The 12,264-nt window shown below is 69.6% G+C and carries 13 protein-coding genes; 12 read left to right on the top strand and 1 reads right to left on the bottom strand.

What is annotated here, in order from left to right; genetic code table 11:
- Window positions 1-4: 4 nt before the first annotated feature.
- On the top strand, window positions 5-1,363 hold the full coding sequence (gene glmM, locus OB895_RS07445; RefSeq protein WP_056375796.1) for a phosphoglucosamine mutase: 1,359 nt from the start codon (window positions 5-7) through the stop codon (window positions 1,361-1,363).
- Between the two features lie 34 nt (window positions 1,364-1,397).
- On the opposite strand, the gene OB895_RS07440 is transcribed toward glmM, so the two are convergent.
- Window positions 1,398-2,342 carry a Ppx/GppA phosphatase family protein gene (locus OB895_RS07440; protein ID WP_311879691.1) on the bottom strand — a complete coding sequence of 315 codons (945 nt, stop codon included), beginning with the start codon at window positions 2,340-2,342 and terminating at the stop codon, window positions 1,398-1,400.
- Window positions 2,343-2,378: 36 nt separating this feature from the next.
- On the opposite strand from OB895_RS07440, the gene coaA reads away from it, so the two are divergent.
- The 11 genes from coaA (at window position 2,379) to OB895_RS07385 (ending at window position 12,250) form a co-directional block, all read left to right on the top strand.
- The gene (gene coaA, locus OB895_RS07435) at window positions 2,379-3,323 is read left to right on the top strand and encodes a type I pantothenate kinase (protein WP_042539164.1); all 945 of its coding nucleotides are present in this window, start codon (window positions 2,379-2,381) and stop codon (window positions 3,321-3,323) included.
- Between the two features lie 57 nt (window positions 3,324-3,380).
- Window positions 3,381-5,228, top strand: coding sequence for a glutamine--fructose-6-phosphate transaminase (isomerizing) (gene glmS, locus OB895_RS07430; RefSeq protein ID WP_042539166.1), 1,848 nt, complete (start codon window positions 3,381-3,383; stop codon window positions 5,226-5,228).
- A gap of 67 nt (window positions 5,229-5,295) precedes the next feature.
- A complete protein-coding gene (locus OB895_RS07425) occupies window positions 5,296-5,655 on the top strand; it encodes a holo-ACP synthase (RefSeq protein ID WP_042539168.1) in 360 nt (119 codons plus the stop codon).
- Complete coding sequence (gene alr, locus OB895_RS07420; protein ID WP_311879688.1) at window positions 5,652-6,758, top strand: alanine racemase; 1,107 nt, start codon at window positions 5,652-5,654, stop codon at window positions 6,756-6,758. Before OB895_RS07425 ends, alr begins: the two co-directional genes overlap by 4 nt.
- Window positions 6,755-7,252, top strand: coding sequence for a tRNA (adenosine(37)-N6)-threonylcarbamoyltransferase complex ATPase subunit type 1 TsaE (gene tsaE / locus OB895_RS07415; RefSeq protein ID WP_311879686.1), 498 nt, complete (start codon window positions 6,755-6,757; stop codon window positions 7,250-7,252). Before alr ends, tsaE begins: the two co-directional genes overlap by 4 nt.
- A 20-nt stretch (window positions 7,253-7,272) precedes the next feature.
- Window positions 7,273-7,896: a tRNA (adenosine(37)-N6)-threonylcarbamoyltransferase complex dimerization subunit type 1 TsaB gene (tsaB, locus tag OB895_RS07410; RefSeq protein WP_311879684.1), complete on the top strand. Its 624-nt coding sequence runs from the start codon at window positions 7,273-7,275 to the stop codon at window positions 7,894-7,896.
- Complete coding sequence (rimI, locus tag OB895_RS07405) at window positions 7,893-8,399, top strand: ribosomal protein S18-alanine N-acetyltransferase (RefSeq protein WP_311879682.1); 507 nt, start codon at window positions 7,893-7,895, stop codon at window positions 8,397-8,399. The genes tsaB and rimI overlap by 4 nt, the downstream gene beginning before the upstream one ends.
- Window positions 8,396-9,466, top strand: a complete 1,071-nt coding sequence (tsaD, locus tag OB895_RS07400; protein ID WP_311879680.1) for a tRNA (adenosine(37)-N6)-threonylcarbamoyltransferase complex transferase subunit TsaD — start codon at window positions 8,396-8,398, stop codon at window positions 9,464-9,466. The genes rimI and tsaD overlap by 4 nt, the downstream gene beginning before the upstream one ends.
- The gene (locus OB895_RS07395; RefSeq protein WP_311879679.1) at window positions 9,466-9,972 is read left to right on the top strand and encodes a hypothetical protein; all 507 of its coding nucleotides are present in this window, start codon (window positions 9,466-9,468) and stop codon (window positions 9,970-9,972) included. The genes tsaD and OB895_RS07395 overlap by 1 nt, the downstream gene beginning before the upstream one ends.
- A 3-nt stretch (window positions 9,973-9,975) precedes the next feature.
- The gene (locus tag OB895_RS07390) at window positions 9,976-11,058 is read left to right on the top strand and encodes a hypothetical protein (RefSeq protein ID WP_311879678.1); all 1,083 of its coding nucleotides are present in this window, start codon (window positions 9,976-9,978) and stop codon (window positions 11,056-11,058) included.
- Entirely contained in the window at window positions 11,042-12,250 is a 1,209-nt protein-coding gene (locus OB895_RS07385) for a hypothetical protein (RefSeq protein ID WP_042539181.1), read from the top strand. Before OB895_RS07390 ends, OB895_RS07385 begins: the two co-directional genes overlap by 17 nt.
- Window positions 12,251-12,264 lie beyond the last annotated feature (14 nt).

Genomic DNA, 12,264 nt, shown 5'->3' with positions numbered 1-12,264 from the left:
TCCGATGCCGATCTTTGGCACGGACGGTGTGCGAGGACTCGCCAATGGCATCCTCACCGCCGACCTCGCGCTCACCCTGGCCCAGGCGACTGCTGTCGTCCTGGGCCAGGGCCGTACTGCGGAGGCCCGCAAAGCCGAAGGCAAGCGACTCACCGCAGTGGTGGCCCGTGACCCTCGTGTCTCCGGTCACTTCCTCACGGCGGCGGTCGCCGCAGGGCTCGCCTCCTCCGGCGTCGACGTGCTCGAGGCCGGTGTCATTCCGACTCCTGCGCTCGCGTTCCTCGTCGCCGACCGTGACGCCGATTTCGGTGTGATGATCTCCGCCTCGCACAACGCGGCACCCGACAACGGGATCAAGATCTTCGCCCGCGGCGGTGTGAAGCTGCCCGACGTCGTCGAGCAGCGCATCGAAGAGGCGATGGCGGGCGAGAAGCTGCGCCCCACCGGTGCGGGCGTGGGCAGGATCGATCGATTCTCCGACGCCGAAGACCGCTACGTCGTGCACCTGCTCGGCTCGCTGCCGAACCGGCTGAACGGCATCAAGGTCGTGCTCGACTGCGCCCACGGCGCCGCATCGGGGGTGTCTCCCGAGACCTTCCGCGATGCGGGTGCCGATGTCACCGTGATCGGTGCTGACCCCGACGGTTTGAACATCAACGACGGCGTCGGGTCGACCCACCTCGACCAGCTCGCCGAGGCCGTCGTGCGGCTCGGGGCCGACATCGGGATCGCCCACGACGGCGATGCCGATCGGTGCCTGGCTGTCGATGCGCAGGGCAACGTCATCGACGGCGACCAGATCATGGCCATCCTCGCGGTGTCGATGAAGCAGCGCGGTCACCTGACCGATGACACGCTCGTCGCCACGGTGATGAGCAACCTCGGCCTGCACGTCGCCATGCGCGAGCACGGCATCACCGTGCGCCAGACCGCGGTCGGCGACCGCTATGTCCTCGAGGACATGGACCGTGGCGGCTACGCGCTCGGAGGCGAGCAGTCGGGCCACGTCATCATGAGCGAGTTCGCCACGACGGGCGACGGCCTGCTCACGGGGCTGCACCTGGTTGCCGAGATGGCACGTCAGAACAAGACGATCGCCGAACTCGCGAGCGTGATGACCGTGTACCCGCAGGTGCTCATCAACGTGCGCGATGTCGACAAGGACGCGCTCGAGTCCGACGCCGTCGTGCAGGCGGCAGTGCGCGAGGTCGCAGCCGAACTCGGCGAGACCGGTCGCGTGCTGCTCCGCAAGTCCGGAACCGAGGCCCTCGTCAGGGTCATGGTCGAGGCGGCGGATGCCGAATCCGCTCAGGCGTACGCCGACCGGCTGGTCGCCGTCGTGCGGGAGCGACTCTCCCTCTGAACCGTCGAGCGCGCCGCGCGGCACCGACCACAGGTCAGCCGCGCGGCGCGCTCCAGTTCAGCTGCTCGATGTATCGCAGCAGCACCCCCTCGCGCAGCGCCCACGGAGACACCTCGAGCTCGTCGACATCGAGCGCGGTCATGGCGGTGTGCAGCGATACCGCCGCGGCGACGATCTGGAACGTGCGATCCGCGGTGATGCCGGGGAGCTCCTGTCGCGCGGACGCGGGCAGACGGGCCAGCCGCGGGATCCACGATCCCAGCGACACCCGCGGGAGCACCATGCGCTGGATTCCCGACCACCCCGGCACCGGGTAGCCCGCGAGTCTGGCGAGCGAGCGGATCGCCTTCGACGAGCCGACGACGTGATCGGGGCGAGGCAGCGCGGCGAACTGGGGGAGCACTTCGGCGAGCGTCGCGGTCGCGTGCTCCCGAAGACGCTCGACGTCGTCTTCACCCGGCGGATCATGCGGGAGGAACTGCACTGTCATCCGGCCGGCTCCGAGGGGGACGGATGCCGCGGCATCCGGCAGCTCATCCCCGCCCGCCGCGACCTCGAGCGATCCGCCGCCGATGTCGAGGAGCAGCAGCTGTCCGGCCGACCAGCCGAACCAGCGCCGCACGGCGAGGAAGGTGAGCTGGGCCTCGGTCTCTCCGTCGAGCACCTGCAACGGCTGGCCGAGGGCAGCCTCGATGCGGGCGATCACGTCGGCCCCGTTCCGGGCGTCGCGCACCGCGCTCGTCGCGGTGGCGAGCAGCTCGTCGACCCGCTCGGCCTCCGCGACCTCTCGCGCCCGAACCACAGCCACCTCGAGTGCTCGTACGCCCTCCTCGGAGATCGCACCGTCGTCTGTGAGGTACCGCATCAGCCGCAGGACGGTGCGATCGCTGGTCGTCGCCAGAGGCCGACCCCCGGGGCGAACATCGGCGGCGAGCATGTGGACGGTGTTGGAACCGATGTCGAGGACTCCGAGGCGCACGGATAGAGACTACTCGTGCGCCGTTACGATGTATCCGTGACCACCGCCGACCCCACGCTGCCTCTGTCTCCGTATCGCGAGATCGGACGCGACGAATGGGCGCGATTGGCGGCGGGTCTCGATCAGCCGCTCACCGAGACCGAGGTCGTCGAGCTCCGCGGCATCGGAGACCGCCTGGACCTCGCCGAGGTGCGCGAGGTCTATCTGCCCCTGAGTCGGCTGCTCAGCCTTTACGCGACGGCCACGAAGCGCCTGGGAGCCGCGACGAGCTCGTTCCTGCAGGAGGACGATTCGACGACCCCGTTCGTGGTGGGAGTCGCGGGCTCCGTCGCGGTCGGCAAGTCGACCATCGCTCGTCTGCTACGTGAGCTGATGAGTCGGTGGCCGGGCACCCCGCGCGTCGAGCTCGTCACGACGGACGGGTTCCTGCACTCGAACGCCGAGCTCGAGCGCAGAGGTCTGATGGACCGCAAGGGGTTCCCCGAGTCCTACGACCGGCGAGCTCTGCTCGAATTCCTCACCGAGGTGAAGAGCGGGGCCGCAGAGGTGCGGGCGCCGTTCTACTCGCACATGCGCTACGACATCGTCCCCGATGCGCACGTGGTGGTCCGGCGTCCTGACGTCGTGATCGTCGAAGGGTTGAACGTCCTGCAGCCGCCGCCCGCACCGAACGATGTGGCCGTCAGCGATCTCTTCGACTTCTCGATCTTCGTCGACGCCGACACCTCGCACATCGAGAAGTGGTACGTCGACCGCTTCCTCGCCCTGCGCCAGGGAGCCTTCTCGAATCCGTCGTCGTACTTCAACGTCTTCGCGCACCTCACCGACGAGGAGGCGATCACGACCGCACTCGGCTACTGGAACGAGATCAACATGCCGAACCTGGTCGAGAACGTGATGCCGACCAAGCACCGAGCGCGTCTCGTGCTCAACAAGGGCGTCGATCACAGCGTCGAGAGCGTGCTTCTCCGCAAGCTCTGAGCAGGCTCGAGGTTTCGTTCGGAACCTTCGCAAAAGTCCCGCCTTACTCTTGACCACATGTGTGGAATCGTCGGATACGTGGGCCCGCGCCCCAGCCAGGACATCCTGCTCGCAGGGCTCGCCCGTCTCGAGTACCGGGGCTATGACTCCGCAGGCGTCGCGGTCATCGACGGCGAGGGCTCGCTCGGCATGCGCAAGAAGGCGGGAAAGCTCGCGATGCTGCGCGACTCGCTGAAGGATGCCGCCCTGGCAGACGGCAACACGGGCATCGGGCACACCCGCTGGGCCACCCACGGCGGCCCCACCGACGAGAACGCGCACCCGCACCTCGCCGATGACGACAAGCTCGCCGTGATCCACAACGGCATCATCGAGAACTTCGCCTCGCTGCGTGACGAGCTGCTCGCCGACGGCGTGGCGTTCCGCAGCGAGACCGACACCGAGGTCGCAGCAGCGCTGCTCGGTCGTGAGTACCGCACCAACGGCGGCGACCTGCAGGGTGCGTTCCGCGCCGTGGTCAACCGCCTCGAGGGTGCGTTCACCCTGCTCGCGATGCACCAGGACCACCCCGGACTCGTCGTCGGCGCGCGACGCAACTCGCCGCTCGTGATCGGCCTCGGCGAGGGCGAGAACTTCCTCGGCTCCGACGTCGCCGCATTCATCGAGCACACGCGCAAGGCGCTCGCCATCGGGCAGGACCAGATCGTCTCGATCACGCCGGATGCCGTCACGGTCACCGACTTCGCCGGCACGCCGGTCCAGGCCGAGCCGTTCGACGTCTCCTGGGACGCCGCCGCCGCGGAGAAGGGCGGATGGTCCAGCTTCATGGCCAAGGAGGTCGCCGAGCAGCCCGAGGCGGTCGCCAACACGATCCGCGGTCGCATCCGGGGAGATCAGGTCGTCATCCCCGAGCTCGACGGCCTCGACGAGCTGTTCATCGGCATCAACCGCATCATCATCACCGCGTGCGGCACGGCCGCGTACTCGGCGCTCGTCGGCAAGTACGCGATCGAGCAGTGGGCGCGGATCCCCGTCGATGTCGAGCTGGCGCACGAGTTCCGCTACCGCGACCCGGTGATCGGCGATGACACGCTCGTCATCTCGATCAGCCAGTCCGGCGAGACCATGGACACGCTGATGGCCGTCAAGTACGCGCGAGAGCGAGGAGCGCGCACCCTGTCGATCTGCAACACCCAGGGAGCGACCATCCCGCGAGAGTCCGATGCCGTGGTCTACACGCATGCGGGTCCAGAGGTCGCGGTCGCGTCGACCAAGGCGTTCTCGGCGCAGATCACCGCTCTGCTGCTGCTCGGTCTGCACATGGGGCGCGTGCGCGGATCGGTGCAGGACGCATCCGTCGACGTCGCGGAGCTCACAGCCCTCCCCGAGAAGATCGCCAAGGTCCTCGAGAGCGAGCAGGAGCACGTCACGCAGCTCGCCGGCTGGATGGCCGACACCCGCTCCGTCCTGTTCCTCGGTCGCCACGTCGGCTTCCCGATCGCGCTCGAGGGTGCGCTCAAGCTCAAAGAGATCTCGTACATCCATGCCGAGGGCTTCGCCGCCGGAGAGCTCAAGCACGGTCCGATCGCCCTGATCGAACCAGGGCAGCCGGTCTTCGTCCTGGTGCCGTCTCCGCGCCACTCGGCCGTGGTCCACTCCAAGGTCGTCTCGAACATCCAGGAGATCCGTGCTCGCGGAGCGCGCGTGATCGTGGTCGCCGAAGAAGGCGATGCGGCGGTCCTGCCGTTCGCCGACGAGGTCATCCGGATTCCGCTCGCCGGAGCGATGTTCGAGCCGCTGCTCGCTGTCGTCCCGCTGCAGATCTTCGCCATGGCCCTCGCCACGGCCAAGGGCCTCGACGTCGACCAGCCACGCAACCTCGCCAAGTCCGTCACCGTCGAATAGACCCCGTCTCGGGGGTCGGGGCGGGGCAGGAGCCGAAGGAAGCGGATGCCGCGACTAGGCTGAACGGGTGATCATCGGGACCGGCATCGACCTCGTGGACATCCCGCGGTTCGAGCGCACGATGGAGCGCACGCCGCGGCTGCTGGAGCGGCTGTTCGCGCCGGGGGAGCGGGCGCTGCGCCTTCCGTCCCTGGCAGCGCGGTATGCCGCCAAGGAGGCCCTGATCAAGACCCTGGGCGGCTCTGACGGGGTGCACTGGATCGAGATCGAGATCGCCTCCGAGGCATCGGGCCGCCCGCACTTCGTGCTGTCTGGATCCACCGCCGACGTCGTCGCCGAGCGCGGGATCACCCGACTGCATCTGACCCTCACCCATGACGCAGGACTCGCCGCCGCGTTCGTCGTCGCCGAAGGAGAGCCCCTGTGACCGTTCCGTTCCGCGAGGCCCGCATCGAGCTGGATGCCATCAGCGACAACGTCCGCCACTTCCGCCGTCTCACCGGCGTGCAGGTCATCGCGGTCGTCAAGGCGAACGCCTACGGTCACGGCGCCGCGGCCGTAGCCGTCGCGGCCCTCGCCGGCGGCGCGACCCGTCTCGGTGTCGCCGAGATCCCCGAGGCTCTCGAGCTCCGCCGCCAGGGCATCACGGCGCCGATCGTCGCGTGGCTGCACGCTCCGAGCGAGCGGTTCGATCAGGCGGCAGCTCATGACGTCGAGGTGGGCATCTCGTCGTTCGACCAGCTCGAGGCTGCCGGTGCCGTCGCGTCGGTCGATCGTCCGGTCGGCGTGCACCTGAAGTTCGAGACGGGGCTCTCGCGCAACGGCATCGCACCGGCCGACTGGCGGCGCGTGCTCGCCGAGGCTGCGCGTCTCGAGCGCATCGGACGACTGCGCATCATCGGGCTCTTCAGTCACCTCTCGAACACCTCGCCTCAAGACGACCGCGAGGCCCTGGCGAAGTTCGAGGAGGCGGTCGCCGCGGCGGCCTCGTTCGGCATCCACCCCGAGATCCGGCACATCGCGGCGACCGCGGCCGCGATCGACCTGCCGGAGATGCGACTGGATGCGGTGCGCATCGGCATCGGCATCTACGGCCTCTCGCCCTTCGAGGACCGCTCGTCGGCCGAGCTGGGGCTTCGTCCTGCGATGACCCTGCGAGGCGCGATCGCCGCTGTGCGCCGCGTGCCCGCCGGCGCAGGGGTGTCGTACGGATACGACCACCGCGCCCCGCACGACACGACGTTGGTGCTCGTGCCGCTCGGCTACGCCGACGGGGTGCCTCGCCACGCCTCCGGACGCCTGCCGGTGTCGATCGGCGGTCGTCGGTTCACCAACGTCGGCCGGGTCGCCATGGACCAGTTCGTCGTCGACGTCGGCGATTCCCCGGTGTCGATCGGAGACGAGGTCGTGCTGTTCGGCGACCCGACCCTCGGGGTTCCCTCCGCAGCCGAGTGGGCCAACGCCGCGTCGACCATCGACTACGAGATCGTCACGCGCATCGGCCCGCGCGTGCCCCGGCGGTCGGCATGAGCGTCGACCCGGCCCTCCTCGGGCACATCGAGATCGAGACATCCGATGCCATGGAGCAGCTCGGCTTCCGCATCGGCGAGCAGCTCGAAGCCGGAGATCTGCTGATCCTCACCGGTCCCCTCGGGGCCGGGAAAACGACGTTCACTCGAGGGCTCGCGGAAGGACTCGGAGTGCGAGGGCCGGTGCAGAGCCCCACGTTCGTGATCGCACGCACGCATCCCTCGCTCGTCGGACGGGCCCCCCTGGTGCATGTGGATGCCTACCGCCTCGGCTCAGGCGCCGAGCTCGACGACCTCGACCTCGACCTCGCACGATCGGTGGTCGTGGTCGAGTGGGGACGCGGTATGGCTGAGGACCTGGCCGAGGCCTGGTGGGACATCGAGTTCGAGCGCCCGGTCGGCGGCGACGACGATCTCGACCCCTCCGAGCTCGACGCGGATGCCCCGCGGCACGTGACGATCACGCGCGCAGGGCGCTCAGCGATCACCGGCTGAACGGCGACTACCCTGGAGAGGTGATCCTCGCCGTCGACACCTCCCTGGGCACCGCCGTCGCCCTCATCGACGACGACGGCACCCGTCTGTCCGACGCCTCGACCGCCGACCCTCTCGGTCACGCGGAGGTCATCGGCGAGCTGCTCGTGCGAGCTCTCGGCGAGACCGGAAGCGGATCGATCGACCACGTGGTGGCGGGCATGGGCCCTGGCCCCTTCACCGGACTCCGCATCGGCATCGCGACCGCGCGCACGTTCGCGATGGGCCGCGGCATCCCGGTCGTTCCCGTGCCGAGCCACTTCGCCGCGGCGCTCACCGCGATCGATCGAGACGCCGTGACCGGCCCGTTCGCCATCGTCACGGACGCCCGCCGGCGAGAGGTGGCCGTCACCGTGTTCGAGGGGACGGATGCCGACGGCATCCCGAACATGGTCGCCGACACGGTGCTGGTCGCGAGGGTCGATGCGGACGAGCACCTCGATGGCATCCGTCGCATCGATGTCGAGACGCTGTCGGCTGTCGACCTCGCCCGCGTGGGCGCCCGCGCGGTGGCGGCGGGGCGCACGCTCGCGGGGGCCGAGCCGCTGTATCTGCGACAGCCCGATGTCACCGTGCCCGGAGCGCCGAAGAAGGTGGGGCGATGACTCTGCGTGCAGCGACGCCCGACGACCTCGACGCCATCATGGCGATAGAGGATCGCTCGTTCCCGACCGACGCGTGGAGCTCCCAGGCCATGGCGCTGGAGCTCGCCAGCCCGCACGGCCTGTATCTGGTCGACGAGCACGACGGCGTCATCATCGGCTATGGCGGAGTCCGCGCGCTGCACGGGTCGAGTGATGCCGACATCCAGACCATCGCCTTCGACGCCGAGCACCGTGGCGCCGGTCGCGGGCGCGCGCTGCTGCGCTCGCTTCTCGACGCCGCAGCCGAACGCGGAGCCCGAGAGGTCTTCCTCGAGGTGCGCGCCGACAATCCGGGCGCCGAGGGCCTCTACCTCTCCGAGGGGTTCGAGGAGATCGGCCGCCGCCCTCGCTATTACCAGCCCGATGACGTCGATGCGATCGTGATGCGCCTCGTGCTGCAGCATCCGCGTTCGGCGCATCGTGACGAGCCTGCCGAGGATGCCGCGAAGGAGGCCACCGCATGACCGAGCCGCTGGTGCTGGGCATCGAGACGAGCTGCGACGAGACGGGCATCGGCATCGTCCGCGGACGCACGCTGCTGTCGAACACGATCGCGTCGAGCATGGACGAGCACGCCCGCTACGGCGGCGTCGTGCCCGAGGTCGCCGCCCGAGCCCACCTCGAAGCCCTGCAGCCGTCGATCGACGCCGCGTTGGCGGAGGCCGGGGTGCGGCTCGACGACCTCGATGCGGTCGCCGTGACCAGCGGGCCGGGCCTCGCAGGGGCGCTCATGGTCGGCGTCGGCGCCGCGAAGGGCCTCGCCGTCTCGCTCGACAAGCCGCTGTATGCGGTCAATCACCTGGTGGGCCACATCGCCGCCGACATCCTCACCCCCGACTCCGAGCCTCTCGAGTACCCGACGATCGCGCTGCTCGTGTCGGGTGGGCACACGTCGCTGCTGCACGTGCGCGACCTCACGACCGACGTCGAGATGCTGGGCGAGACCATGGACGACGCTGCGGGGGAGGCGTTCGACAAGGTCGCTCGACTTCTGTCGCTGCCGTACCCGGGTGGCCCCGAGATCGACCGGGCGGCACTCGACGGAGACCCCGATGCGATCCGGTTCCCTCGGGGTCTGTCTCGCGCATCGGACCTGGCGAAGCACCGCTACGACTTCTCGTTCTCCGGGCTCAAGACGGCCGTCGCTCGCTGGGTCGAACGCTGCGAGGCAGACGGCGTGCCTGTGCCGGTGGCCGACGTCGCCGCGAGCTTCCGCGAGGCGGTCGTCGACGTGCTCGTGACGAAGGCGCTCGCCGCGTGCGCAGACCTCGGCGTGCCGCGCTTGCTTCTCGGCGGCGGGGTCATCGCCAACCGACGACTCCGCGAGGTCGCGCTCGCGAGGGCCGAGAAGGCGGGCGTGACCGTGCGCATCCCGCCGCTGTCGCTCTGCACCGACAACGGGGCGATGATCGCGGCTCTGGCTGCGGAGCTGATCTCGTCGGGCCGACGCCCGTCGACGCTCGCGTTCGGCGCCGACTCCACTCTTCCGGTCACCGAGATCCAGGTCGACGAGCGCGTCGCGGTGATGTGATGAGCGACGCGCCACGCACGCCCGATCCCGTGGGCGCAGAACCAGGGTCCGATGCCGTGCTGCCTCCGACCAGGATCGAGCGCCTCAGCGGCGAGGTCGAGCATCCGTCCGGTTCGGCGCGGATACCGGGGTCCCGCCGCGAGGGATACACGAAGCTGCCGACGGGACCGGTCGGAGTCGAACCGGTGGTCGTCAGCGGGCCCGTGGCAGACGACATCGGGCGCGGCACCGACTGGGCGCCGTCGACCGACGCGTCCGTCGTCGACGACACCCGCCTCGCGCCCTGGGCTCTGATGGCCGCCATCGTGGCCCTGGTCTCGTCCTTCTTCGTCGGCTGGGGCATACCGATAGCCATCGTCGCCGTGATCGCGTCGATCATGTCGCTGCGCCGACCGGTCGAGAGCCGCGCCATCGCACGCTGGGCGCTCGTGCTCGGTCTGTGCGCGACCGTCTACAGCCTCGGCTGGCTCGTCTGGGCCGGGATGCAGTTCGAGAGACTCGGATAGCGGATGCTCGACGCGGATGAATCCGTCGAGCTGAGGGCTCTCCAGGCGCGGGCCTACGGTCGAGCCGGTGCGCTGAATGAGGTCGAGGCCGCGCGGCTGCGCGAACTCGAGGCCGGCAAGCTCCGCCGGACGGAGCCGCCCGCACCGAGAGAACCGGAGCCGGCTGCGCCTGCACCCCCACACATCGAGCCCGCACACATCGAGCCCGCCGCGTCGACCGTCGTCGAGGGAGCCGGGACCGCGGTGTCTGAGGACCGCACCACCGGGGCGCCCCACGGCGACTCCGCCCTCGCCGCGCTGCGACGGCACTGGCGTCTTGCCGTCGCGATCACCGCAGCCTTCATCGTGGTGGGCCTCGTGCTCGGCTGGCTGATCTTCGCCGATCGTGGTCCTGCCCCGATGCAGCTCAGTGCGCAGCAGGAGGGGTGGCAGAGCGCGATCGTCGCGTCGGGCGACTTCGACCCGGGTTCCGTGCGAGCCGTCGCCGAGGAGGAGGGCGTCGTGATCTGGTTCGCGACGAAGAACGAGAGCGCGGACGTGTGCCTCGTGCTCGGCCACGAGGACGCGACGGCTCCCGCGTGCACGACGCGGGAGCAGGCGACGATCCAGGGTGTGAACGCGACGCTCGCGAAGCCCGTGAGCGAGGCCCAGGCCTACGACATCCAGGCGCAGATGTTCCTCACGCAGGATGGCGAGCCCGCGGTCATCACCCGCAGCTACATCACGTCGTCGCAGTCGACGTCGATGTTCGCCAGCGAGGCGGAGGCGGAAGCCGCGACGACGCTCGCCGCGCAGACCGGATTGGATCGCCGCACGATCCTCGTCGTCGGCTATGACGACGAGGTGCCGATCTGGACCGGGATCGACACCTCCACCCAGCGATACTGTCTCGTCTATGACGGGTCCATGCCTGACCCTCCGATGGTGTGCGACGACAGCCTGATGCTCGCGGATGCGGACCGGACGCTCGTGCTCGACGTCGCAGACGACGGCGAGACGACCCGCTATGAGTACCAGTTCGGCTACGGTCAGCAGTACCTCACCGTGACGAGGGGCTGGGAGAGCGACGATGCTGCAGGAGAGTGAGTCTGCCGAGCTGCGCGCCCTGCAGGGCAAGGCCTATGGTCGCGACGGCGGCCTGACCGAGGTCGAAGCGGCCAGGCTGCGCGAACTCGAGTCCATGCGCGTCGAACCGGACGCGACGGTCCTCGCCGCAGCTGCGGCCGGCCCGGGCGCCGACGCGGTCGACGCCCCGCGTCGAGCAGAGGATGCTCCGCTCCCGCATGCCGAGCCGCCCGTCTCCGGCCCACCGAGCGGGAGCCCCGCCGATGAGGAAGCCGGCCGGCAGCAGCCTCGCGAGGCCGGCGGACTTCGCACAGCGATCCGACAGCACTGGAAGGCCGCTGTCGCCGCATCCGCCGCGATGCTCGTGATCGGTCTCGGCGTCGGATGGGCGGTCTTCGGGCACACCGGTGACGCCGTGGCGCTGACCTCCGAGCAGCAGCAGCGTCGCGCCGAGCTGCAGGCGGAGGGCGGGTTCGATCCCGGCAGCCTGCGCGCGATCGGACGGGACGAGGACGCCCTCGTCTGGTACGCCACCAAGGAAGACGGCGAGACGATCTGCATCACGCTCGACGCGGCAGGCAAGTCGGCGGATCAGTGTCAGCCGGCTGCGGATCTCGACAACGGGAACGGCATCGGCATCAGTGCGAGTGTCACCGCACCCGGCGAGGGCGAGGAGAGTCCGGAGGAGATCTGGGCATCCGCCGCGCGGGCGATGAACGGCGAGGTCGTCGGGATCATCCAGCGCTGGCGCTCGGACCAGAACTCCTGGCTGTCGCAGTTCCAAGGGGACGAGCGGGAACGGGCCGAGCAGCTGATCGAGGAGGGCTTCGAGGAGTACTCGTTCTCGGTCGTCGGCTACTTCCGCGATGCCCCTGTCTGGCGTGCACAGCGCCTCGAGAGCGACGACATCCAGGACTGTCTGATCATCGACGCCGTCGAGAGCGTCGAATGCCGCGTGTCGGGCGACCAGCAGTTCTCCGGCGACGGCATCGAGACCCGAGGGGTCACCGTCGACGAGACGGGGACCGTCGCCGCGGAGTGGAGCGTGCGCCTCGCCTACACGCCGAGCGGTACGCCATACCTCGTCGTCTCCGGCGACAACGCAGCAGTAGCCGCCGAGCAGACGGTGGAGCCGGGGGAGACGCTCGAGCTCGGCGGCGAGAAGCAGGATCCGATCCAGGTCGAGATCCCGTCCGACGACTCCGAGGGCTAGGGCGGCCTCGCCTG

This window comes from Microbacterium forte, from assembly GCF_031885415.1.
GTDB classification, from domain to species: domain Bacteria; phylum Actinomycetota; class Actinomycetes; order Actinomycetales; family Microbacteriaceae; genus Microbacterium; species Microbacterium forte.
The sequence above is the reverse complement of the archived record's forward strand: the minus strand, read 5'-3'. Positions and strand labels throughout refer to the sequence as shown.